Origin of the sequence: uncultured Hymenobacter sp. (assembly GCF_964243305.1) — a bacterium.
Classification (GTDB): domain Bacteria; phylum Bacteroidota; class Bacteroidia; order Cytophagales; family Hymenobacteraceae; genus Hymenobacter.
In genome coordinates this window covers 1-23,328 of the sequence record NZ_CAXTEF010000007.1, presented here as the reverse complement: position 1 = coordinate 23,328, position 23,328 = coordinate 1, and the positions used below count along the sequence as shown (strand labels likewise).

Annotated in this window: 17 protein-coding genes; 9 read left to right on the top strand and 8 right to left on the bottom strand. The window is 60.4% G+C overall.

What is annotated here, in order from left to right:
* Positions 1–8: 8 nt before the first annotated feature.
* Together ACFE70_RS06595 and ACFE70_RS06590 are read right to left on the bottom strand one after the other, a co-directional pair.
* Positions 9–545 carry a hypothetical protein gene (locus ACFE70_RS06595; protein WP_375416933.1) on the bottom strand — a complete coding sequence of 179 codons (537 nt, stop codon included), beginning with the start codon at positions 543–545 and terminating at the stop codon, positions 9–11.
* 327 nt (positions 546–872) lie between these two features.
* Positions 873–1,778, bottom strand: coding sequence for a YicC/YloC family endoribonuclease (locus ACFE70_RS06590; RefSeq protein WP_375416932.1), 906 nt, complete (start codon positions 1,776–1,778; stop codon positions 873–875).
* Between the two features lie 260 nt (positions 1,779–2,038).
* Between ACFE70_RS06590 and ACFE70_RS06585 the strand changes: the two genes are divergently transcribed.
* The 3 genes from ACFE70_RS06585 to ACFE70_RS06575 all read left to right on the top strand — a co-directional run bounded on the left by ACFE70_RS06585 (position 2,039) and on the right by ACFE70_RS06575 (position 8,173).
* Positions 2,039–4,888: a TonB-dependent receptor domain-containing protein gene (locus ACFE70_RS06585; RefSeq protein ID WP_375416931.1), complete on the top strand. Its 2,850-nt coding sequence runs from the start codon at positions 2,039–2,041 to the stop codon at positions 4,886–4,888.
* Positions 4,889–5,061: 173 nt separating this feature from the next.
* Complete coding sequence (locus ACFE70_RS06580) at positions 5,062–6,792, top strand: T9SS type A sorting domain-containing protein (protein WP_375416930.1); 1,731 nt, start codon at positions 5,062–5,064, stop codon at positions 6,790–6,792.
* 157 nt (positions 6,793–6,949) lie between these two features.
* Entirely contained in the window at positions 6,950–8,173 is a 1,224-nt protein-coding gene (locus ACFE70_RS06575; RefSeq protein ID WP_375416929.1) for a glycosyltransferase, read from the top strand.
* 176 nt (positions 8,174–8,349) lie between these two features.
* On the opposite strand, the gene ACFE70_RS06570 is transcribed toward ACFE70_RS06575, so the two are convergent.
* The 3 genes from ACFE70_RS06570 to ACFE70_RS06560 all read right to left on the bottom strand — a co-directional run bounded on the left by ACFE70_RS06570 (position 8,350) and on the right by ACFE70_RS06560 (position 13,693).
* Positions 8,350–12,138, bottom strand: coding sequence for a LamG-like jellyroll fold domain-containing protein (locus tag ACFE70_RS06570; RefSeq protein WP_375416928.1), 3,789 nt, complete (start codon positions 12,136–12,138; stop codon positions 8,350–8,352).
* A gap of 263 nt (positions 12,139–12,401) precedes the next feature.
* Entirely contained in the window at positions 12,402–13,028 is a 627-nt protein-coding gene (locus ACFE70_RS06565; RefSeq protein WP_375416927.1) for a hypothetical protein, read from the bottom strand.
* A gap of 23 nt (positions 13,029–13,051) precedes the next feature.
* A complete protein-coding gene (locus tag ACFE70_RS06560; protein ID WP_375416926.1) occupies positions 13,052–13,693 on the bottom strand; it encodes a hypothetical protein in 642 nt (213 codons plus the stop codon).
* A gap of 962 nt (positions 13,694–14,655) precedes the next feature.
* On the opposite strand from ACFE70_RS06560, the gene ACFE70_RS06555 reads away from it, so the two are divergent.
* The 4 genes from ACFE70_RS06555 to ACFE70_RS06540 all read left to right on the top strand — a co-directional run bounded on the left by ACFE70_RS06555 (position 14,656) and on the right by ACFE70_RS06540 (position 17,433).
* Positions 14,656–15,234: a hypothetical protein gene (locus ACFE70_RS06555; RefSeq protein WP_375416925.1), complete on the top strand. Its 579-nt coding sequence runs from the start codon at positions 14,656–14,658 to the stop codon at positions 15,232–15,234.
* Between the two features lie 111 nt (positions 15,235–15,345).
* Positions 15,346–16,137 carry an alpha/beta fold hydrolase gene (locus ACFE70_RS06550; RefSeq protein WP_375416924.1) on the top strand — a complete coding sequence of 264 codons (792 nt, stop codon included), beginning with the start codon at positions 15,346–15,348 and terminating at the stop codon, positions 16,135–16,137.
* Between the two features lie 199 nt (positions 16,138–16,336).
* On the top strand, positions 16,337–17,047 hold the full coding sequence (locus ACFE70_RS06545) for an SAM-dependent methyltransferase (RefSeq protein WP_375416923.1): 711 nt from the start codon (positions 16,337–16,339) through the stop codon (positions 17,045–17,047).
* 119 nt (positions 17,048–17,166) lie between these two features.
* Positions 17,167–17,433: a hypothetical protein gene (locus ACFE70_RS06540; RefSeq protein ID WP_375416922.1), complete on the top strand. Its 267-nt coding sequence runs from the start codon at positions 17,167–17,169 to the stop codon at positions 17,431–17,433.
* A gap of 17 nt (positions 17,434–17,450) precedes the next feature.
* Here the strand turns inward: ACFE70_RS06540 and feoB are convergent, their stop codons facing one another.
* A complete protein-coding gene (gene feoB / locus ACFE70_RS06535) occupies positions 17,451–19,655 on the bottom strand; it encodes a ferrous iron transport protein B (protein WP_375417022.1) in 2,205 nt (734 codons plus the stop codon).
* Positions 19,656–19,798: 143 nt separating this feature from the next.
* Positions 19,799–20,077: a ferrous iron transport protein A gene (locus tag ACFE70_RS06530; protein WP_375416921.1), complete on the bottom strand. Its 279-nt coding sequence runs from the start codon at positions 20,075–20,077 to the stop codon at positions 19,799–19,801.
* Between the two features lie 212 nt (positions 20,078–20,289).
* Here ACFE70_RS06530 and ACFE70_RS06525 point away from each other — a divergent pair, with 212 nt between their 5' ends.
* A complete protein-coding gene (locus ACFE70_RS06525) occupies positions 20,290–21,186 on the top strand; it encodes a carboxypeptidase-like regulatory domain-containing protein (RefSeq protein WP_375416920.1) in 897 nt (298 codons plus the stop codon).
* A 129-nt stretch (positions 21,187–21,315) separates the two neighbouring features.
* Here the strand turns inward: ACFE70_RS06525 and ACFE70_RS06520 are convergent, their stop codons facing one another.
* Positions 21,316–21,960: an OmpA family protein gene (locus ACFE70_RS06520; RefSeq protein WP_375416919.1), complete on the bottom strand. Its 645-nt coding sequence runs from the start codon at positions 21,958–21,960 to the stop codon at positions 21,316–21,318.
* Between the two features lie 279 nt (positions 21,961–22,239).
* Between ACFE70_RS06520 and ACFE70_RS06515 the strand changes: the two genes are divergently transcribed.
* Positions 22,240–23,133, top strand: a complete 894-nt coding sequence (locus tag ACFE70_RS06515) for a carboxypeptidase-like regulatory domain-containing protein (RefSeq protein WP_375416918.1) — start codon at positions 22,240–22,242, stop codon at positions 23,131–23,133.
* Positions 23,134–23,328: the final 195 nt, after the last annotated feature.

Here is a 23,328-nt window from a genome sequence, read left to right as displayed (position 1 = left end):
CCGGGCGCTTAGCCGTTGGCTTTGAGCGAGCCCATAATTTTCTTGGCCACCACCTCCCACTCCGCCTTTTGCTGGGGCGAGCAGTTGAAGGTGACGATGAGCAGCTTGCCTTCCACGTCGGTGAAGAAGGTGAGGGTGTAAACCTCGTGGCCCAGCTCCGGGCGCATGAACTCCAGGAAGCCGACTTTGCGGCCGTTGATTTCCTTCACGCCGTCGCCAATCCAGGTCGCGTTCTTGAACTGCTTCTGGTAAGTTTTGGTGAACGAGCCGGCGTACACGCCGACCATATCCTGGTCGGCTTCGTTGTCGCTGTAGTTGAAGGCGAGCGTAATCAGGTTGTTGTTGGTGAACATCACGCTGGGCCGGCTCTGCGCCTTGGCATAAGCAAAGTCCATTTGCTGCTCGCTCATCACCTCGAAGCCTTTGGGAATGAGTATCTCTACCCGCTCGCTTAAAACGCGCTTTTTAACCAGCTCGATTTCAGAGGCCGGACGGGCGGCCATCAGCAGCCCAGACAGTAGAAAGAAGAGAAAAAATGATTTCATATGAATAGGATGCTAACGGGTGAAGAAAATTTACAACGCAGCGGACTTGCTTTTACTAAGGTAGTTACAATAATCGTGACTGCAAGGTTTATGAAAAAATTTAACTAAGATTTAAGCTGCCTGCTTGCTTCTTACAGCGAATTAATGAGTCGTACTATCCGGTTTTAGCTAAAAGTATAACAGCAGCTCATCCCAAACGTAGTTAAAATTTAATATTTCGGATAAACAAAATATTTCTGGCGCTTATGTTTTGTTAAAAGTTGAATAAGTACAAACGCCTGCTGGCTAGTAGAACTGATTCAATTAGAGTGCCATACTATACTCAATCTATAAGATGTTATTAAGCTGCTCCTTGATTTTCTCCAGCTCTTCCTTCATGCCCACCACCAGGTGCTGCACGGTAGCATCGTTGGCTTTCGAGCCGATAGTGTTGATTTCGCGGCCGATTTCCTGGGCTAAAAAAGCGAGCTTCTTGCCCGCCGCCTCATCAGGCTGACTAGCAGCCTGCTCGAAATAAGCCAGATGGGCCGCCAGGCGCACCTTTTCCTCAGCGATGTCGAGCTTCTCGATATAGTAAAGCACTTCCTGCTCGAAGCGGGTGGCGTTGAACTGCTCGTGGCTGGTCAGCTCGGCCAGGTGGGCCGTCAGGCGCTGACGCACGTGCTCGATGCGGGCCGGGTCGTGCTGCTCGACTTGGGCAAGCTGCTGGCGGATAGTAGCCACGTAGCTCAGAATCTCGGCCGTGAGGGTGCGGCCCTCGTCCTCGCGGAACTGCTGCATGGCCGCCACCGCCTCGTGGAGCAGCGGCAGCAGCTCGGGCCAGGCTACTTCTTCGGCTACGGGCTCGGCTTCGCGGGCTTCGGCGGGACTTGGAATAACGCCGGGCAGGCGCAGGGCGGCCAGCAGAGTGTCTTCGCCGGTGAGCAGGCCTAGGCTTTCGGCGATTTCGCGCAGCTCGTAATAAGTAGTCAGCAGCGCCTCGCGATTGATGGAAGCCGTGACTCTGGCAGTCGCAGCTTGTGGCCGCGTGAAGTCGATGGCAAGATTCACCTTGCCGCGCAGTAAGCTCTTAGCCAACAGATTGCGAATTTCTAATTCCTGGGCTTGCAGGAAGCGTGGTAGCCGCAAGGTTAGGTCGAAAGTTTTGGAATTTAGTGACTTCAGCTCGACGGTGGCGGTGTAAGCGTCGGTTTCGCGGTGGGCCTGGCCGAAGCCGGTCATGGAAGTAAGCATGGAAAGTAGAGGGGGGGTAGGGAAATGAAAACCAGGAAGCGGCCGGCTGCGAATGTAGGTCGGCGGACGAGCGCGCCGGCGGCGGCGCCGACTGGAATAAGCGATAGCCGGGGTGGCTAGGCTAAAAAATTCGCAAAAGTACGGGGTGATAACCGGCTCAGGTGATGGCAGGATGGGACGTAACATAACGGTAATGTGCCGGGCATCCTGACGTAATGGGAGGCGCGGACCTTTGCACCGTGAAACCAACTTTTCCCTTCATGCGCGCATTTTTCCTTGGTATTTTCTGGTTTTTGACGAGTGCGCTGGCCTTTGCGCAACAAGGCAGCCTCACCGGCAAAGTGACCGACAAGAAGACCGGCGAGGGCGTTATCGGCGCGACGGTGCTCGTGACTGGCACCACGCAGGCCGCGCCCGTGGACGTGCAGGGCAGCTACGAGCTGGCCCTCGACCCCGGCACCTACAACATCACCATTACCTACGTGGGTTACAAGCCGCTCACGTTTCCCGGCATCGTGATTACGAGTGGCGCCAAAACAACCCTCGACGCCGTGATGGCCGAAGACGCGACTTCGCTCAGCGAAGTGACCGTGACCGGCGTCAAGCAGACCGGCACCGAAGTAGCCCTGATTCAAGACTTGAAACAGAGCGAAGTCGTGGTAAGCGGCGTCAGCAACGACCAGATTGTGCGGACGCTGGACCGCGACGCGGCTGAGGTCGTGAAGCGCATTCCGGGCGTGACGGTGCAGAGCAACAACTTTATCGTGATTCGGGGTTTGGCGGAACGTTATAATACAGTGCTGCTTAACGATGCTCTAACGCCCTCGGCCGAAGTAGACACCCGCTCGTTTTCGTTTGACATTCTGCCCAGCTCGGTCATTGACCGAATCCTGATTTTTAAATCGGGTGCGCCGGAGTTACAGGGCGAATTTGGTGGCGGCATCGTGAAGGTGTTTACCCGGAACTCCGTGCTGGAAAACTCAACCTCGCTCACGGTTTCGGGCTGGGCCCGCTCGACCAATACGTTCAAGAATGGCTTTTTGCAGTCGAATCACAGCTCAACTGATTTCTTAGGCTTTGACAACGGGCAGCGTGAGCTGCCAGGCATCCTGGGTAATCTAAGCCCGCAGACTAATTCAACGGAGCAGCAGCTCGCGGGCCTGCGCGGCAGCTTGCGCAACGAGTTCGTGCCTCGCAGCATCACCTCGCGGCCGGATTTGCGCATCTCGCTGGGCGTGAACCGCAAGTTCGAAATCGGCAAGGTGTACGTGAGCAACGTCACCTCGATTTCCTACGCCAATACGCAGGAGCAGAATACCTCGCTGCGCCAGCGCTTCACGACCTACGACGCCAGCAACCCCGGCCAGCTGCCGGGCAAAGTGTTTGACTACCAGGACACGCGCAGTCTGTCGGCGGTGCGCCTAGGCATCATCCATAACTACCAGGTGCGTCTGAACGACCGTAACCGGGTGGAATTTCGCAACTTCTTCAACCAGTATGGTACTGACGAAGTGGTGCGCCGTCAGGGCCTAAACTTGGAAAACTCGGACCCGCAGGAGCGCAATGACTATGCTCTGCACTACCAGAGCCGCAGCATCTACTCCGGACAGCTCGGCGGCAACCACGAGGTGGGGCCTGCGGGCCGCACCACCGTTACCTGGGCGGCAGGCTACAACTATGTGAACCGCGATGAGCCCGATTACCGCCAGAACCAGCAGACCCGTAACTACGTCCAGGGCCAGCCCGGCGAGTTAAACCCGCTGCCGTTTCGGGTGGAAATCAACAGCGTGCCCACTACTAGCTCGCGCTTTTATGCCACGCTGACGGAAAATACCTACATGGGCAGCGGGCAGTTGGAGTACCGCTTTGCGGGCCGCGATACGCTGAGCGCCAACCAGTATAAGGTTCGGCTAGGCTTTTATGCCGAAGAGAAGGAGCGCAACTATAACAGCCGCTATTTTAACTATGCTCGTGGCACTAGCTTCGACGAGGCCGGCATCGGTAGCCAGCCCTTGGAAACGATTTTCAGTCCCACCAACCTCAACCCTACCACCGGCCTCGTGCTACGCGAATCGACCCAGGCCCAAGACCGCTACAATGGCCAGAACCGCCTCGTGGCTGGCTACCTGAGCGGCGTGGCCCCGCTTTCGGAGCGCCTGAATCTGAGCGGCGGCGTACGCGTCGAATATAATCGTAAATACTTGGCCTCCCCGGAGGCGCAGACCGCACCCTATGAGGAAGTGCGCACGTTCATGCTGCCCTCGCTGAACGCGACTTACAACTTCAACGACCGCAGTGTGCTGCGTGCCGGCGTGAGTGAGTCGGTGAATCGTCCGGAGTTTCGGGAAGTAGCCGAGTATCAGTACTATGACTTCGGCAACAACTTTTCGGTGCGCGGCTCCAACAATTTAAAAACTGCCCGGATTTATAACGCCGATTTGCGCTACGAGTTCTACCCCACCCGCTCGGAGCTGCTCTCAATTGGCGTGTTCGGCAAGCGATTTTACGATGCTATCGAGCAGGTTACGCTTTCCACTACGGGTTCCGATTTGGTGCTGACATACCAGAATGCCGACCGGGCCTACGATGTAGGCGTGGAGGTGGAAGCGCGCAAGTCGCTGATTGACTTGAGCGAAAACCGCTTTTTGCAGCGCATCTCGTTTGTGCTCAACGCCTCACTCATCCGCAGCCGAGTGGACCTGGACACGACCTTGCTTGACAACCGCAAGTTTGCTCTCTCCAACCGCCCGCTGCAAGGCCAGTCACCCTATGTGGTGAACCTAGGTGTGTTTTATCAGGACGACGAGGCCCACTGGCAGGTATCGGCCCAGTACAACATCATTGGGCCGCGCATTGCCTTTGTCGGCGACCTGAACCAGAACTTCTCCGTGATTGAGCTGCCCCGCCACGTCGTGGACCTGGGCTTGACCAAGGGTATCGGCAGTCACTTTGAAGTGCGGGCCGGCATCCAGAACATGCTCAACCAGGAAGTGCGGCAGTATTACGACTTCGACCGCAACGGCAAAATCAACGGCGTGGAAAACGGTGCCGCCTTCGCCCGCTACAAGCGCGGCACTTACTCCACGCTGGGCGCCACGTTCCGCTTCTAATAAATATTCTCTACCCCCCTTCACGCGGGTTAGCGGTACAAGGGGGGTAGGGAACGCAACAATTTCTTAACCGAAAGCCGCTCAAAGGATAATATCGCGCTGACTTGGCTCGCGTACTCCCCAGCAGACCTTTACTCAACCATTTTCCCTACCCCCTCACTTACACCTTACTCATGAAAAAGATTGTACTCCCGGCCCTGCTCGCCCTGCTAAGCCTTGGGGCAACGGCCCAAACGGTTTGCCCGGCTACGCCCGCACCCATTTCAGTCGGCACGGGCACGCCGGCCAAAGCGGGCTTTGAAATCACTCAGAACACCACCTGGACCCGCAATAATATCTACCTGCTCAACGGCACGGTGTACGTTAACGATGGCGTGACCTTGACCATTGAGGCGGGCACCATCATCAAAGGTGACAAAACCAACCAGGGCACGCTCGTCGTTCGGCAGGGTGGCAAGCTGATTGCCATCGGCACCCCCACCCAGCCCATCGTATTTACCTCGAACCAGCTGGCTGGCTCACGTCAGCCAGGCGACTGGGGCGGCGTGATTCTGTGCGGTCGCGCGCCGGTGAACAACCCCGGCAATCCGTCCATTGAAGGAGGGGTAGTGGCCACGTTTGGCGGCACCAATGCGGCGGACAATTCCGGTACGCTGCAATACGTACGCATCGAATATCCCGGCGTCAACTTCGGCACTAATAACGAAATTAATGGCCTCACGCTGGGCGGCGTGGGCTCCGGCACCACGATTGACCACATCCAGGTAACGGCCTCGAACGATGACTCCTACGAATGGTTTGGCGGCACTGTAAACGCTAAGTATCTCATTGCCCTGGCTGGGACGGATGATGATTTTGACACTGACAATGGCTATTCAGGGCGGGTGCAGTTCGGCTTAGCCGTGCGCGACCCGCGTCGGGGCGATACGCAGTCAGGTGGCGTTTCCAATGGTTTCGAGAGCGACAACGACGCCACCGGCACGGCTAATACGCCGCAGACCTCGGCCGTGTTTTCGAATGTGACCGTGCTGCTGCCTACCACGCCCGCGCCCTTTACGGCCTACACTAATTCGGCCGGCGCCCTGATTCGCCGCAACTCGGCCCTGAGCATCGTCAACTCGGTGTTTGCCGGCCGGCCATACGGCTTGGAACTGAACAGTAACTCCGGCGCTCTGACCACCGCCAACGCTCAGAGTGGCGCCCTGCTCTTCGCTAACAACGTACTGGCCGGCTATACTGCCCCCAGCCGCGTGGGCCGCGTGACCAGCAACCAGACTACCACCACGGCGGGCTTCAATTTCAGAACCTTTGTTGGCAGCACCAATGACACTACCAGCACCGTGGCCGCCCTGGGCTTGAACGCCGACAGCTTCAGTTTTGAAGGCAACTGCGGCGCTAATGCTCAGTGCGCCCCAAACTTGGCACTGGCTACGGGTTCTGTGCTGGCTACCGGCGCGGCTTTCACCAACGCCAAGCTAACCGGCACCGGCAACGGCGGGCCGAACAGCACCTTCGAGGTCGTCACGCACCGCGGCGCCTTCGGTGCTACCAACTGGGCCACCGGCTGGACCAACTTTAACCCCCAAATTACCTGCTACAACGTGGCCGGCCAGACCTTGGCTAACCGCGAAGTAGCCAATGCCCCGCTCGAAACTCTGGCGGTGTCGCCGAACCCCACGGAGGGCGCCGCCACCCTGAGCTTCCGCGTGAAGCGCAGCACCACGGCCACCGTGCGGGTGGTCGACGTGATGGGCCGCGAAGTAGCCACCGTGCTTAAGGCCGGCAAATTGGCCGCCGGCCCGCAGCGCCTGGCCCTACCTTCCTCGCTGGCGCCGGGCGTCTACATCGCCACCGTCGCCACCGCCGAGGCCGTGCAGTCGGTGCGCTTCGTAGTCTCGAAGTAGCAACGCCTCCGCCTTAGCCGAAAAAGCCTACCTCCTTCGCTGGGGGTAGGCTTTTTCGGCTAAGGCGGAGGCGTGATGAAAAATGAGGAATTACTCGGACGACCTTTGTCGCAATTCCTCACTTCTCATTCTTCATTCCTCATCAAGCGAAGCGTCCATGCGCATTCTGCACCTGCCCAAGTGGTATCCGCACCGCTACGACGACCAGGACGGCGACTTCGTGGCCCGGCACGTGGCGGCCATTGCTGCCGGTGGCGGGCCAGCAGGTGAGCCTTTGCGAATGGCCGTGGTGTTTGCCGCCGTAGCCCGCGGGCCGCTGCCGCAGCTTATCGACGAAGAAATTGACCTGAACGGCCCCGTGCCTACCTGGCGCTACTACTACCGCGCCCACCTCACCGGCCTGGGTCCGCTCGACCGGCTGCTGAAGCTGTTCTTGTGGCTGCGGTGTATGGGGCGCGGGCTGCGGGCCGTGCGCCGCCACTGGCGGGGCCGGCGGCCCGACCTAGTGCACGCCCACATCATGCTGCGGCCGGCCGTGCTGGCGTGGTGGCTGCGGCGCCGCCACGGCATCCCCTACCTGATTACCGAGCATTGGACCCTCTTTCTGTCCCTCAACGACAGGCGCCGGGGCTGGCTGCGCGGCTGGCTGGCCGGACAGCTGGTGCGCCGCGCCGATGCCTTTACGCCGGTCTCGCAGGATTTGCGGGCGGCCTTGGCTCGGCTGGGGGGGGTAGGGAAGCGCACCGTAGTTATTCCCAACGTCGTGGATACCAACCTGTTTCACTTGCCGACCATGCCGGTGCCGCGCCGCGGGCTGCTGAACGTGGCCGCCTTCAACGAGCAGGCCAAAAACCTGAGTGGCCTGCTGCGCACCGTGGCCCGGCTGCGCGCCGCCTACCCCCTCCTGGGCGGGCAGCTGCGCGTGGCCGGCTACGGACCAGCCGAAAAGCAGGTGCGGCAGCTGGCCGCGGAGCTGGGCCTGCTGGCCGATGGCACGGTCACGTTCCTGGGCAAGCTCACCCCGGCCGAAGTGGCGGCGGAGATGCGCCGCGCGGCCTGCTTCGTGCTCTTTTCCAACTACGAAAACCTGCCCTGCGTGCTCATCGAAGCCCAGGCCAGCGGCCTACCCGCCGTGGCCACGCGCGTGAACGGCGTGCCCGAGCTGCTGCCCGACGACGGCACCCGCGGCCTGCTCGTGCCCCCCGGCGACGAAGCCGCCCTGGCCAAGGCGGTGGTGCGGGTTTTGGAAAACCCCGCGCAATTCGACTCGGCCGCCCTACGCCGCCACGCCGAAGCGCATTTCAGCATCGGGGCCGTCGGGCAGCAGTTCCGCACGCTGTATAAGGAGGTTCTCTTAGGAACGGAGAATATAGCACGTTAACGAAGTAAGCCGAAAACTTAGCCTAAAATCAACTAGTTACTGTCGTAATTATAAAGAAAAAGCCGCCCTCCGGAAAGAAGGCGGCTTCTCTATAAAATGGATTAAAGACCTGAGGCAACGGCTACGTTCGTCCGGTATGAGAAGAACCGGTGTGACTCTTCTGCCGCAACACTTTGTTATTTAATTTCCAAGCGAATGTGCTCCCGTTCGCCTCGGCTCTCTATCATGACCAGATACAGTCCCGGCTGCAGCTGTTGAATGGGTAGGGTCAGATTTTGCGGACCTACTGCCAAGGGCGTTTCCTTCAGCACGGCCGCCCGCTCGGCGCCCATCAGGTCCTGTACCCACACGCGGACGCTGGCTGCCTGAGTTTGCTCAAAGTGCAGGGTAGCCGAGCCGGTGGCCGGGTTAGGCGACACGCTTAGCGCCGTGATGGACTTGTCGCTATCCTTGGCTTTCGGTTTGGGATACTTGCTCAGCGGGCCGGCGGTCGAGTCGCCGGGAGTAAGCACCAGGGGCCCCATGCGAAAGTTGCCCTGCGCCGTGCAGGTCAGCGCGCACTGGGATACCCAGGTAGGGTCATCACTACCGGCCTCTACTCTGGCGCCCAGCACGCCGGGCACTGCGCCTCCGGCGGCCGTGCTGATGCCGGACAGGTCGCTGAGCCGGCTGCTGGTCGTGCCATCCTGCATGTCATAGTATACTACCAGCCCGGCTTGCGGCGTGGTGAGCTTGCTGGTGCTGTTCTGCCGAATCTGCTCGGCGCTGCGCCAGACGTTCCACACGCGCACTTCCCCCAGCAGGCCCTGAAAGTGCTCGGTGTAGGAGCCGGGATAATTGTCGGCACCCAGGTTGAGAATGCCGGCGGACTGGGCGCTGATGGTAGTGGTGGGCGAGTAGGCGGTTTCCTGGCCGTCGATGTAGAAGCGCACCCGGCCGGTGTTGTCGCGCGTGACGGCTACGTGGTGACAGCCCTTGTCGTCGGGCAGCCGGTTGGCGTCGTCCACGTAGTTCTGCCGGTTGAGTTGAAGCAGCAGGCGGCTGCCGTGCAGCGTGAACAGCAGGCCATCGGTGCCGCCGCTGGGGGTGGTGTGCCGGCTGGAGAAGATGGTTTGCGCCCGCCCGATGCTTAAGTCGTTGGTGGCACTCAGGTTATCGGCCCGGATGTAGGCCTCCACGGCAAAGGTCTGGGTCAGGCTCGTGTTGACCTGGGAGTTGGTGTTGGGCACGGATACGACGTCGTTGCCGTCGAACTGCAGCGCCTCGTTGCGCGAAACATTGCGGTAGGCGGTGGAGGCAGTCGTAAACTGACCGCACACGCTCACCTCATCCGAGCAGTTTAAATTGCCAGGATTGTAGGCTGACTCCGCGATGGGACGCACTTGCTGGATAGTTAGCGCGGAGGAAGGCGAGAAGCTTAGGTTGGCGCCGCGCTCCAGGCAGAGAAAAGCCCCGTCCTCTACTATCACCTGGCCATCGACTTTCAGGGAAGACCCGTTGCGCACAAGGAGGGTCGCGCCGCGCTGCAGGCGTAAGGTGGAGCCGGCGGCCACGACCACCTGCCCGCCCAGTTGAACATCCAGCAGGCCTTTGCTGCTCATGCGCACCTCCGCGGTGTGGGTGTTGCCCGGCTGTCCGAGCACGAGCTGCCCGCCTTGGGCCACCACTACCTGGCTCCCGCAGCTGGACGTGTACATCTCGAAGCGGCCGGCCGTTGGGGCGGTCTGCGTGGCGGCCGTGCCACCGCTGGCTGGCAGAGTGCCGTTGTTGACGTACAGCACGCCTTGATTTGCTATGCGTACCGAAGGCAGATACTGCCGGTAGCGGCTGCCGAAGTTGTAGCTGGTGCTCAGCACGGCTGGCAGCAGGTGCGCCGACTCGCGCAGCTCGTTCTGAATCCAGGCCGCGTTGTTGGTGGAATAATTCGTGTTGCCCGGCCGCGAGGCTTGCGCGTTGGTAATCTGCACGTGCGGCTCATTGATGCCGCCTGCTGCGAAGTAGGCATCGAAAGCATACTTAGCGCGGTTTGGTGCTTCAGGGGATATATTTCGCCGAACATCATACCCAAAATTGGGCCGGTCGAAAGTGCCGGCGTCCTTCACGTCCAGGGCGCTGATAGTGGGCATGAAGGTATTGGTTGGATGACCGGCTACTAACGAATTGCCATCATCGTCTGCGTCGCCGGCCACGCGGGAAGTGGAGCCCGGCGAGGAGTCGAAGTGGCTCCAGTTGGGGTCGGCGTAAGAGTAGTTCCAGTTAGAGCTATAAGGCCTTTGGTACCTAAATACCACGTTGCTTTTCCCGCCAGCATCAGCTCCTGGTAGTGCGTAGGCATAGTTGCGTCCGGCTATTGCCTGCGTTTTATTAAGGAACCCCTCGGCTGAGCGCAGCATCAGCATCTTCGGCTGCATGTTCGGCTGAAGTACGGCCTGTCCGCTACCGTTGGCTACGGCCACCTTGCGCAACAGTGATGGATAGCTGTTGGGTGAGTTCTGCCAGGCCTGCCAGTCGCGGCGGTAGCCCGGCGCAAGATTGCTGAAGTGGAAGTTCACCATCTGCATGGCGGCCTCCCGCTTCAACTTGTTTTTAACGGCGTTTTCGGCCGAGCCGTCGCCAATCCAGACGTGTTGCAGCCGCTCAAACATATACTGGATGCCCAGCGGGATGTTGGCGCCGCGGTGGGGCGAGTCGAAGGAGACGTAGAGCTTGCTGTTGTGGCAGAGGTTCTGCTGCTCCATCCAGGCCAGGGCGAAGCGCGCTACCTGCCCGCCCATGCTCGTGCCGATAACCATCGTTTCCTCGGCATTGGCGGTACGGTTTTCGGGCTTGTTAATCCAGTTCAGCAGTTCGACCAGCACCATTGCGTTGTGCTGAATCAGGCTGGCGCCGTCGGAGAAGTCAAGATAGATAACGTCATAGTCGCCGCCGGGAGTGCCATCCGGAAACGTCTGCGTGGCCGACGCTTGCAGCTGCGCCCGCAGCACCGGAAATTTTTCCAGGCTTTTATACTCCTCGTTGTAATCTACCATCTCATTCCAACCCGCCGCCCCGTTGCGGTATCCGCCAAGGCGTAAGTAATTACTGCCATCAAAGTCGCTCAATGGAATTGGACCTGTCTGGGTGATGTAGCGGTTATCAGGAAAGTAGGCAAATGGCCCGTTGCGTTTTCGTTCAAAGTCGATTCCTTCCACAAACACGAGTGGCCGACGCAGCTTCCGGGTGCTGTTGCTGGAAGCATATCTTATCCAGGCAATGGCCGAGGGACGGCCATCGGGGCCATTAATGCCTTTGGTCGGCCGGAAAGTTGACCAGTGTGCCCCCACTAAGCCCAGCGCCACATGGGGCGGGGTGCTGGCGGCATTTAAATAGTGTACGCCGGTCCGGGCCATCTTCCCGGTGGTGGGCTCGTAGGCATACACGGTTTGCGTGGTCACGCCACTCGTGCCGCGCAAGGACGTGCCGCCCGGCGCGGGCGGCACCACCTGCACCTGCACGGTGCTGCCCATCGTGACTTGCCGGTACCCCAGTCCGTCACCGAAATCAAGCGAGATGTAGCCGGGATTCGGTTGATTGCCGAGCCAAAACTCTGCACCCACGTAAACGCTCATTGTGGTTTCGGTGGTGGGTGCGGACAGCACGACCGAGAAAAACTGCCCACTCGTGTAGGGGCTGCGACTCAGGTCGGGACCATCGTATACCCGCTCATTGGTCGAGTCGATGGTAATCAAACGGTCCTGGGCAGCCGTGGCAGCCAGGGCATTATAGTCGTAGCGCAGCATGAGCAGCGGCACGGTGCCCTGCTGCACCCGCTGTCCGATGCTGGCCCGGAGCGCTTCAAGGGTCGGCAACCGACTAGTGTCGAGCGCGGCGTGGTAGAACTCCCAGTACTGCTGCTCAAAGCCGTTGTAGCTCGCCGCCGTGTCGCCCTGCCCGGCGAAGCGCTGCGGGTTCGTTATGAGCATCATGCGGTCAAGTAGCACCCCCGTCGCAATGCGATTGGGGTCTAGCGTCCCGAGTGACTCCCGTAATTCCCGCAACGGGTCTCCCGGCCCATCGGAAGTAGGCATCGAGGGAGGCATCGAGGGAGCGATATTTTGGGTAGTGGCTGAGTTAACCTGCCCCCACCCACGTATACTACTCAGCAGTCCTAAAACCATGAATAGACCAAGTATTTTGTTTTTCATGCAGAAAAAAGAAAAGAGGTGAGAGAAAAGAGAATTGGTTTAAATTAGAAAGCAATGCGCACCGTCACGGTGTCTAAAGGCGCCAGCTTTACATCTTGAGAGTACTGTTGAATAATTCCAGTCTCATTAATTCCCCAGATTATCTTTCTCGGGAAATCCGCAAGTGCAGGTCTAATCAAAATAGTGTCGCGTGGATAAGACAAAACATCTCCAGGCCCATCATACCCTGATAAATACACCGTAGCCCTACTTTTGGGCAGCTCGTCGACGAGCACAAGCCGCACCCAGGCCGGGGCGAGCACGGGCACGAGGACGTCCTTGTTCTGGCGCCCTGCCGTTAGCTGCGGGGCCAAGGCCCAATCGGTGATATAGCCAGGGGGCGCCTCGGCCGTGAGCAGGTAGCCATTCTGCTGCTCGGCGTCGAAGTCAAAGCTGAACTTGCCCTGCGCGTCGCAGGGGTAGGGACTGCCCACGGGCCGGTAGCCCCCGCCGCGGCTGGCCAGGTACACCTGCACCGAGCCCGCGCCCACGGGCTGCCGGCTCTGCTGCTGCACCACCTGCCCCGCGACGCTCGTGCGGCCCGTTGTCGGGTCGTCATTACAGGCACCAAGTAAAAACAGACTGCCCAGGGTCAGGAGCCGGGTCAGGATAGTATGCAAAGGGCGCATCATGGATTCAATAGGAACTAAATGAATTAGAAAGGGATGCGCACGGTCACGGTATCTAAAGCTGTTGTTTGAATTTCTTGATAAGACTGTTTATCTTGCCCCTGGTCATTAATAAACCAAGCTATACTCGGCGTCAGGCCCGCCAAAATTGGCCGCACCAAGATGGTATCTTTTGGGTAGCGCAGGGTTTCGCCTGAGCCAGAATAGCCAGTTATAGTCATTGTAACCCGGCTTTTGGGTGGCTCATCCACCAGCACGAGCCGCACCCAGGCTGGGGCAAGCACGGGCACGGTAACGTCCTTGTTCTGGCGCCCTGCCGTTAGCTGCGGGGCCACAGCCCAGTCGGTGATATAGCCGGGGGGCGCCTCGGCCGTGAGCAGGTAGCCGTTCTCCTGCTCGGCCTCAAAGTCAAAGGCGAACTGGCCCTGCGCGTCGCAGGGGTAGGGGTCGCCCACGGGCCGGTAGCCCCCGCCGCGGCTGGCCAGGTACACCTGCACCGAGCCCGCGCCCACGGGCTGCCGGCTCTGCTGCTGCACTACCTGCCCCTGCACTCTGGTGCGGCCCGTCGTCGGGTCGTCATTACAGGCGCCGAGCAGGGTTAGGCAGATGAGCCAGAGCCAGCGAGGAGTAGCAATGGAGGAAATACTAGAAGAACGATTGCGTTTCATGATTTTTAAGAAGAAGAAATAGGGTTTCGAGTATTGCTGAGCAAACCTACCCTTATGATAGACTGATAGCAAATGAATATTTTAATTTATTAGACATTTGTTTTGGCTTTTATCAACTCATAAACTTATGATTATAAACATTTTGTGATTGTATTTAAGGACTTTGAAAGTTTTAATTAGTGACCTGTTTCATGGAAAGATTCTGAGGTGACAACGGGCTTCACCTAGCTTTCTAAAGCAGCGCGTGAGTTGTGGCTGGCGCAGTTTTCAGGTTAGCGTACTGGCTGACCGAGGCAGCAGCGCGAAGCTTTCGCTTCGCGTCTCGTTGGGGCATTGTGGGGCGCTCGTTCCACGATGCGCGAAGCAGGAGCTTCGCGCTACGGTCTGTACCCTGAGTTGAGAATTACTCTAGGTGGGGTTAGAAAACTGGTCTCAAACAATGGTGAATCGGCCCCGCCCGCCTTTTGCGTTTGCCAGGCAGCACTTCAAACGTACCTCGAAGGTTTCATTAAATCAAGAATAATACACCAACGGGCTTTTTCGAAGGACAAACGCCCTATTTAGAGCAATTATCCTTCCTCAGCGGCTGGGCGGACGTTGGAGCGCGACTGCCCTGAGTAGGTGTCGGTTTAATCAGCTAACCCTGTTGTCTATCTGGCAAGAGCTATGCTCCGCGGCCACCTGAATCTTCCGGTGCTTTCCGTGCTTATAGTAGGGCTACCTGATGTTGCTACGCTGCCTGCAACGCGCCATAGCAGGCAGGTGACGGCTTACCGCAGTACTTGTGCTTCAGCTAAACCCTAGTTCTGCCAGTCAATAGCGGGCATCCGGTACGCAAGCTTGCCGGAGCAGCTTGCTGGGAGAAGCAATTCCCTGACTCGAATTCCCTACCCCCCTCAATTTCAGCCAAGCCGCACAGGCTGTGCCCGGCATGACGTTCTTTGCGCCTTGCTTGCTACCATTTGAAATCCTACCGTCTTCTGCTCGAGGTGGCCGTGGCCCTGGGCCTGCTGCTGGGCGCGGCCCGGCTGCTGACGGGCCTGTTTCAGCGCCGCCCGCACCGCTACCGCCTCGGGGCGGCGCGGCAGCTGCGGCTGGCCACCTGGCCGCTGCTGGCCCTGAGCGTGGCCCTGAGCGTGCTGCCGATGCTGGCCGGCGTCCGCTCCGGGCTGGAGCTGGGGCTGGTGCTGGGCCTGCTGCTGCTGGTAGCCGCGCTAGCCGGGCCGGCGCTGCTGCTGCACGCCCGCTACTACGTGCTCAATAGGGGCACCGAGCTGGTGTTCAACCCCGAAGCCAACTTGCTTGAAGTCTGGGAGCACGGCCAGCGAATTACGTTCGCCCCGCGCGATTTGCAGGCCGTGGAGCGCGTCGCGTGCCGCGCCCGCCGCAGCTTCTGGCACCGCTACGACTACCTGCGCCTGCACCTGGCGGGGGGGCGCACTGTCGTGCTGACGTCGCTTCTAACTGATTTAGAGCCGCTCACCCGCTTCCTGAGCAGCGCCCCGCTTACCCGGCGCAGCGCCGCTTGGTGCTGGATTTGAGAAGGCAGTTATTAGTGAGCAGTTATCAGTAAACAGTTAGAGTACTTACCTGCCCACGGTTCATTAGTCAACTCACTGCTCATTGTTAACTGCTAACTGCTAACTGAATTTATGCTGCATTACCTCGACCAGGGCGCCGGCCCGGCCACGCTCGTTATTCTGCACGGCCTGTTCGGAACCTTGGATAACTGGCAGACCCTGGCCCGGCGCTGGGCCGAGGAAGCGGGCCTGCGCGTGGTGAGCGTCGATTTGCGCAACCACGGCCGCTCGTTTCACGCGCCCGAGCACTCGTATGAGCTGATGGCGCAGGACGTGCTGGCCCTGTTCGACCACCTCGCCCTACCCCCCGAAAGCCTGAGCTTGCTCGGCCACAGCATGGGCGGCAAGGTGGCCATGCGCCTGGCCCTCGATGCGCCCGGCCGCCTGGCCCGGCTGCTGGTGCTCGACATTGCGCCCCGCGCCTCCGACATGCTGCACCAGGCGCCCATCATCGCCGGCCTGCAAGCGGTGGATTTAACTGAAGTTCAAACCCGCGGCGACGCCGATGCCGCCCTGGCCCGGCACATCCGGCAGCCCACGGTGCGGCAGTTTTTGCTGAAAAACCTCTACCGCGACGCCGACAACCGTTTTGCCTGGCGCATCAACCTGCCCGTGCTGGCCGCCGAAGTAGCCGCCATCGGCGCCGAAACCAGCGGCCCGCCGTTTCTCAAGCCCGCGCTCTTCATTCGCGGCGGGCTGTCCGACTACGTTTCGCCCGATGATAAGCTCACCGGCATCCCGGCGCTGTTTCCCAACTCCGAGGTTGTGACGATACCCAACGCCGGCCACTGGGTGCACGCCGAAAAGCCGGACGAGGTGTTTGGGCTGGTGCGAAATTTTGTGCTGGGCCGGCAGGAAAGCTAAAGGCGGCCAAGCTTCATCTAGCGTCCGCGCCGGGCAGTCGGAGCACCTTGGCGGGTTCGGCGCAAGCAAGGGGGGTAGGGAATTAAATCGTTGCAGCTGATTACTTTCCCCGCCAGGATGCTTTGCCCCGGCCCGGCTGCGCGGACGCTGGATGAAGCATGACAGTCTCAATCCCTTTTTCTTCCTTGCTAAGTATTCATTGCCAACTCTCTACTTAATCCCTACCCCCCTCGCCGAGGCCACGGCCGCGCAGGTGCTGCCGCCGCAGGTGGCGGCGGCCGTGGCGCGGCTGCCGTATTTTCTGGTCGAGAATGTCCGCACCGCCCGCCGCTTCGTGAAGGAAATCGCCCCGGCGCGGGTGATTGAAGAAATCCGCTTTGCGGTTATAGACAAAGATTCCTCGGAGCCGGACGTGCGGCAGGCGCTGGCGCCGCTGCTGGCCGGGGAAGTTGCGGAGGCGGGCATCCTGAGCGAGGCGGGCTGCCCCGGCATTGCCGACCCCGGCGCGGCGCTGGCCCGCGAGGCGCACCGGCTGGGGCTACGCGTGGTGCCGCTGGTCGGCCCGTCGTCGCTGCTGCTGGCGCTCATGGCGTCGGGGCTGGAAGGGCAGCGGTTCGCGTTTCACGGCTACCTGCCCATCGAGAAGGCGCCGCGCGCGGCGGCCCTCAAGGCGCTGGAGCGCGAGGCCCAGCAGCGCCGCCAGACCCAGCTCTTCATCGAAACGCCCTACCGCAATGAGGCGCTCCTGACCGATTTGCTGGCTCATTTGCAGCCCGGCACCCGCCTCTGCGTAGCCGCTGATTTAACGGGGGCGGGCGAGTTCATCCGCACCCTGACCATTGCCGAGTGGCGCCGGGCGCCGAAGCCGGCCCTGCACAAGGTGCCGGCCGTGTTTCTGGTCGGAATGTAGCGCCGCTCTAGCGGGCGCTCAGGGCCAGTTGCTCGGTAATGATGCTCTCGCCGTGCTGACTGGCGTCGAGACCATCATCCTCGTTTTCGGCGTTTACCCGCATAATTACCAGACGATTAGTGAATTTATACAAAGCCCACGAGCCGCCAAACGTGAAGCCGCCCACCACCAGCCCGACCACGCAGGCGCCCAGTGCCGAGGGTCACTTCCCGCGTGCCACCTCCACCAAGAGCCAGGTGACCAGCGCCATCGCCGACGCCAGGTGGGTGTTGAAATACCTCCCCGAACGGCCGAACTCAGCGCTGATTATGCCAGGAGTTCGGCCGCTCAGGGAGGGCTTTCATAAGATAAGGGGGGTAGGGAATGCGCCGAAGCGCATCGGCTGACCGCAAGAGCCTTACCCCTATTTCCAGATTTGGTAGACCAGCAGCGCCGCCACCCAGGCCAGGCCGGTCATGTAGATGAGCTGGGCCAGCGGCCAGCGCCAGCTTTTGGTTTCGCGGTACACCACGGCCAGCGTGCTCATGCACTGCATGGCAAACACGTAGAACACCAGCAGCGCCGCCGCCCGCGCCGGCGTATAAAATGGCTGACCGTTGAGGTCTTTTTCAGCGCGCAGCTTTTGCTGCACCGTGCCCAAATCGGCGTCCTGCCCCACGCTGTAAATCGTGCTCATCGTGCCCACAAACACCTCGCGGGCGGCAAACGAGGTGAGCAGGGCAATGCCAATTTTCCAGTCGAAGCCCAGCGGGCGAATGGCCGGCTCCAGGGCGCGGCCGAACACACCAGCGTAGGAGTTTTCGAGGCGGGCGGCGGCCACCTGGCGCGCCAGCGCGTCAGCCGCCGCCACTGGCTCGGCGCGCACGGGCGAGAGCACCGCGCGCGGGTCGGTGGCCGCTGCGAGGTTTGGGGCGGGCAGGCTCGCTGCGGGCGCGGCCTGGGCCCGCACCTGCGCCTCGGCGCGGTCCTGCCCGTCGCCGGGGCCGTAGGTGGCCAGCACCCAGAGCAAGACTGAAATGGCCACAATCACCTTGCCCGCTTGCCAGACGAAGGCTTTTACCTTTTCGATAATGGTCAGGCCCACATTCTTCCAGCGCGGCCAGCGGTACACCGGAAATTCCATGATGAAGTAGCTGCGCTCACGGGGCTTGAGAATTTTCTTGAGCGCCCAGGCTGAGCCCAGCGCCGAAAACAAGCCCAGTAGGTAAAGGCCCATCAGGGCCACGCCGCGCAGGTTGAAGACGCCGCCTACCCCCTCATCGGGCACGACCAGCGCCACGAGCACGGTATAAACCGGAATGCGCGCCGAGCACGACATGAGCGGCGTGACGAAGATGGTTATCATCCGGTCTTTCCAACTCTCAATATTGCGGGCGCCCATGATGGCCGGTACGGCGCAGGCCAGCCCCGAAATCAGGGGCACCACGCTCTTGCCGCTCAGCCCAAAGGGCCGCATGAGCTTGTCCATCAGGAAGGTGACGCGGGCCATGTAGCCGGTTTCTTCCAGCACGGCCAGGAACGCAAAGAGCAGGGCAATCTGCGGAATGAAGATGAGCACCCCGCCCAGCCCGGCCAGCACGCCCTCGGTGAGCAGGCGCACCAGCGGCCCGTCGAAGTTGGCTTGAATGGTCGCGCTCAGCCCGGCAATGCCCTGGTCAATCCAGTCCATCGGGTACTGCGCCCAGGCGAAGATGGCCTGGAACAGCATGAACAGGATGCTCAGAAAAATGAGGTAGCCGCCCACGCGGTGAGTCAGCACGCGGTCGATTTTATTGGAAAACGGCTCCTGCTGCTCGGTGCGGGTCACGGTCACCGTTTCCAGCAGCAGCTCGTTGATGCGGGCGTAGCGGGCAATGGTTTCCTGCGCTTGCTGCGCCATTGGCTCAAACTTATACTTGTTGGTCAGTTCCTGCAAGTATGCCTTATCATCGGCCGAGAGAAAGCTGATGTGCCGGAACTGGTGCGCGTAGTGCAGCGCCAGGTAATCGTTGTGCAGGTTGAAATAGTAGCGAATCTGGCGCACGAGTGGCAGTAGGGTCTCCTCGGGCATCCAGAACCGGGCGCCGCTGGGCGCGTCGAGGCGCTGGGCCATCACGATTTTCAGCGCCGCCACGCCTACCCCCTGCCGGGCGTTCATCGGGATGACGGGCACGCCCAACTCGCGCTGCAACGCCTCGATGTCGATGCCGACACCGTGGCGGGCGGCCATATCGGTCATGTTCAGAGCCAGCACGGCGGGCAGCTGCAAGTCGGCCAACTGCGAGAAAAGCAGCAGGCTGCGCCGCAGGTTGCTCGCATCCACGGTCACGACCACAAAATCCGGGTACTCATCGGATGCCTGGTCGTAGAGCAAATCGGTAATAACCTGCTCATCGAGGCTCTTGGGGTAGAGCGAGTAGGTACCGGGCAGGTCGATGATTTCGGCGCGCTGCTGGGAAGTGAGCTGGGCCACGCCGGTTTTGCGGTCCACGGTCACGCCCGGAAAGTTGCCCACCTTCTGGTTGAGGCCCGTGAGCTGGTTGAAGAGCGAAGTCTTGCCGGAGTTGGGGTTGCCAATCAGGGCAATGCGCAGCGGCCGGGCCGGGCGGGCGGGCCGCGCCGAGGCCATTGGGGGCGCGGCGGGCGTTACCGAAGCCGAGGAAACCGCTGTTGGCATACTATTTATAAAGCTGAGGTATGGGCCGCTGGCGACCCGCCGCCCGCTGCTTCTATTCTAAACAAAGCTTGCTCGTCATCGTGCCCGCGCCCGGCTTATTTCAGCAAAATGTTGGCCGCCTCGCTCACCCGCAGCGAGAGCGTGTACTCCTCGTTGCCGAGCACGAGCATCAGCGGGTCGCCGAGCGGGGCCCGGCCGCTCAGGCGCACCGTCTGGCCCGGCACGCAGCCCATTTCGAGCAGCTTGAGCGCCATCTCGGGGTCTTGCAGGCAGCAGATGGTGCCCGTCTCATCGAGGCGCAGGTCGTTGGCGCTGCGGGGGGGGGTAGGGCCGGCCAGAGCCGAAACAGAGCGGGAACGACGGAACAGAGTCACGAGCAAACGTTATTTAGACTGATTTTAAACAAAGCTACGACGAACGAAGGTTTCCGGCCGCGGGGCCGACGCTGAATGCTTCAGTCGTCTCCTTGAAATTATACTATTCGACCCTTTAATTGCATTGCGTAAAAATACTTTTACCTTGGCGTCTTATCATTTCAAGATTCCTATTAAATTTGTCAGCCTTACCACAATTACCCTTACAACTTATGTTCAAACGCTACTTATTATTTGCACTTTTCGCCCTTTTAGGACCCGCTCAGGGCTGGGCGCAGGACGGCCGCATCACCGGCCGCGTCGTGGATGAGAAATCCAAAGACCCCATCCCGTTCGCCTCCATCAGCCTGCGCGACGAACAAACCGGCGCCCTGACCAACGAGTACGGCTTCTTCCAGCTCGCTACGCCCGTCAAGGCGATGGACGACTCCATCATCGTGATGGCGCTCGGCTACCGGCGCACGGCGCTGCTCGTCAAGCGCGGCGCCACGATGGAAGACCTCATCATCGAGATGCCCAAGCAGAGCATCGAGCTGGCCAACGTGCAGGTCGAAGCCAGCAAGGTGAAGGCCCTGATGCTGGGTTGCCGCTCGAACTCGCCGGGCACGGGCATGATTCAGGGCGTGCCGGGCCAGCAGTACGCGCTCATGGTCAAGAATGAGAAGGGCAAGAAGCTGGGCTTTATCCGCTCAGTGGCCTTTTATATCGGCGAAAACGGCTACCCCCGCGAGCCCTTCCGCGTGCGCCTCTACAAGGCCGACGGCAACTACAGCGCCCCCAACTCCGACATGCTGATTGACAACGTGGTGGTGTCGGCGGTGCGCGGCGGCGAGTGGTTCACGGTCGATTTATCCTCCTATAATATCCCGGCGCCCGAGGAGGGCTTCTACGTGGGCATGGAGTGGATTGTGAGCGGCGACAAGTTCTACACCACCAACTTCATGGACAACTACACGCCCTACGGCCAGATTCTGCGCCCCACGTTCGAGATTAAAGAGTCGCGCACCTGGAGCTACAACATCGGCCGCGGCTGGAGCCTGATTACGCTGGCCAACGGCAACAACCGCTACAACGCCATGATTCGGGCCGAGGTTGACGCGTATAAGTAATGATTAATGGGTTAGTGAGTAGTGGTTAGTGCTGAACGCAAAAAAGCCGGCGCATCGGCGCCGGCCTTTTAAAGTTGGTTAGAGCGATTAGCGATATGACCTGCGAACAATCATTCGCTAATCACTAGCCTACGCTTTGGTGCGGACGGCGATTTCGACGCGGCGGTTTTCCTTGCGGCCGGCGGCCGTAGCGTTGGAGGCGGCGGGCATGGCCTCGCCCATTGGCTCGACGCTTAGGCGGCTGGCGTCCATCTTGCCGTTGGTCACGAGCCAGTTTCTCACGGCTTCGGCGCGCTTCTCGCTCAGCTCCTTGTTGTAGTCCTTGTCGCCGCGCGAGTCGGCAAAGCCCATCACCTGAATCTGGTTGCTGCCGTAGCGCTGGCCGATGGAAGCCACCACCTGGTTCAGGGCGTTGGCGGCGCCGGGCTTGATTTCGGCCTTGTCGGTATCAAACAAGACCTTTTCTTCCAGGCCATACACGCTGTAGTCGTCGTTGCCGCGCACCGAAATGTCGGGCAGGTTTACTTCCTCAAACTTGATGTCCTTGAGCTTATCCTTAGCTACATCGAAAGCACCGGCCACGGCATTGCCCGCCGTGGCGGCAGCACTAGCGGTAGCGTCGCCAGCTGTCTGGCCGTCACGGTACACCACGGCGGTGTCCTGGGTGGCTTCCTGAGGCTCGTCTTTGGTTTTAGCTTCCTGCTTGTTGAGGTTGTCGCAGGCGGCGGTGAGCAGGGTCAGGGCCGCCAACAGGGAAAGAAAGGGCTTACGCATGGCAAAGGGTTAAGAAAGAAGGGGTGAATGTGTAGGGCGCTTACGGCAAAGGCGCCGCTTGTGTTGAGTTGCCGCCCGGCCGGCCGCCGGGCCCAAGCTCAGCGGGCGGCCGGGCAAGCGGCCGATTTGCAGCCGATTGCCGCCGACGCCAAAGGCTTCGGCCGGCCCATCCCCTACCCCCCTGCCGGGCCGGCAACCCCTCCTCAGGAGCGGAGCCCGCGCGGTCCCAGCTGCTGTTTTATTTATTGATTCCAACTCCTTTTTACTCTTACTTAAACTATGATGCTACGTTTACTGCTGGGCGCGCTGCTGGCGGCGCCACTGCTGAGCCAGGGCCAGGACAATAAGATTACGGGCCACGTCGTGGACGCCAAAACCAAGGAGCCGGTGCCGTTTGCCTCCATTGGCCTGCGCAACGACGGCACCGGCGCCCTCACCAATGAATTCGGCGTCTTTCAGCTGCCGGGCTTCGAGAAAGGCCCCACTGACTCGCTGATTGTGATGACGCTGGGCTACGACCGCAACACGAAGTTTGTCAAGAAAGGCAGCAGCACCGACCTGACCATCGAGCTGAAAAAGCGCGTCATCGAGCTGCAGGGCGTGACCGTGAAGGGCGGCAAGGTCAAGAACCTGGCCCTGGGCACCCGCGCCGACCGCCCCGACGAGGGCATACTGCAAGGGCAGGCCGGCAGCCAGTACGCCTTTTTGATTAAGAATGACAAGCAGAAGAAGCTCGGCAATGTGCGCTCGGTCTCGTTCTACATCGGCGAGAACGGCTTTCCGCGCGAGCCCTTCCGCGTGCGCCTCTACAAGGCCGATGGCAACTACAACGCCCCGAACACCGATTTGCTGACCGAGAACGTGGTCGTGTCGGCGCCGCAGGGCGGGCAGTGGTACACCATTGATTTAACCCAATATAACGTGCCGGCGCCCGAGGAGGGCTTCTACGTGGCGATGGAATGGATTGTGGGCGGCGACAAGTTCTACACCGCCAACTTCATGGACAACTACACCGCCTACGGGCAGGTGATGAGCCCCACGTTCGAGTTCAAGGAATCGCGCACCTGGAGCTACTCCATCGCCAAAGGCTGGAACCAGCTCACGCTGGCCAACGGCCAGGGCAAGCGCTGGAACGCCATGATTCGGGCCGAGGTGGATATGATTAAGGACTAAGCGGTGAGCTGGTGAGATGGTGAGGTGATAGGTCCTTTCCGCCGCCGCCGGGAGCTTCACCGGTGGAAATCCCTACCCCCTCTGTGCACGCCAAAGCCCCAGGGGAGTGAGAGCAACGTTTGCAAACGTTGCTCTCACTTCCCTGGGGCTTTGCTGTTTTCCCTACCCCCCTCGGCAACAGGCCGCCCTTTAAGG

Bases quoted from the DNA above. Each gene is read 5' to 3' on its own strand.
- ACFE70_RS06595 (WP_375416933.1), bottom strand. From the start codon at position 545: ATGAAATCATTTTTTCTCTTCTTTCTACTGTCTGGGCTGCTGATGGCC.
- ACFE70_RS06590 (WP_375416932.1), bottom strand. From the start codon at position 1,778: ATGCTTACTTCCATGACCGGCTTCGGCCAGGCCCACCGCGAAACCGAC.
- ACFE70_RS06585 (WP_375416931.1), top strand. From the start codon at position 2,039: ATGCGCGCATTTTTCCTTGGTATTTTCTGGTTTTTGACGAGTGCGCTG.
- ACFE70_RS06580 (WP_375416930.1), top strand. From the start codon at position 5,062: ATGAAAAAGATTGTACTCCCGGCCCTGCTCGCCCTGCTAAGCCTTGGG.
- ACFE70_RS06575 (WP_375416929.1), top strand. From the start codon at position 6,950: ATGCGCATTCTGCACCTGCCCAAGTGGTATCCGCACCGCTACGACGAC.
- ACFE70_RS06570 (WP_375416928.1), bottom strand. From the start codon at position 12,138: ATGATGCTCATAACGAACCCGCAGCGCTTCGCCGGGCAGGGCGACACG.
- ACFE70_RS06565 (WP_375416927.1), bottom strand. From the start codon at position 13,028: ATGATGCGCCCTTTGCATACTATCCTGACCCGGCTCCTGACCCTGGGC.
- ACFE70_RS06560 (WP_375416926.1), bottom strand. From the start codon at position 13,693: ATGAAACGCAATCGTTCTTCTAGTATTTCCTCCATTGCTACTCCTCGC.
- ACFE70_RS06550 (WP_375416924.1), top strand. From the start codon at position 15,346: ATGCTGCATTACCTCGACCAGGGCGCCGGCCCGGCCACGCTCGTTATT.
- feoB (WP_375417022.1), bottom strand. From the start codon at position 19,655: ATGGCCTCGGCGCGGCCCGCCCGCCCGGCCCGGCCGCTGCGCATTGCC.
- ACFE70_RS06525 (WP_375416920.1), top strand. From the start codon at position 20,290: ATGTTCAAACGCTACTTATTATTTGCACTTTTCGCCCTTTTAGGACCC.
- ACFE70_RS06520 (WP_375416919.1), bottom strand. From the start codon at position 21,960: ATGCGTAAGCCCTTTCTTTCCCTGTTGGCGGCCCTGACCCTGCTCACC.
- ACFE70_RS06515 (WP_375416918.1), top strand. From the start codon at position 22,240: ATGATGCTACGTTTACTGCTGGGCGCGCTGCTGGCGGCGCCACTGCTG.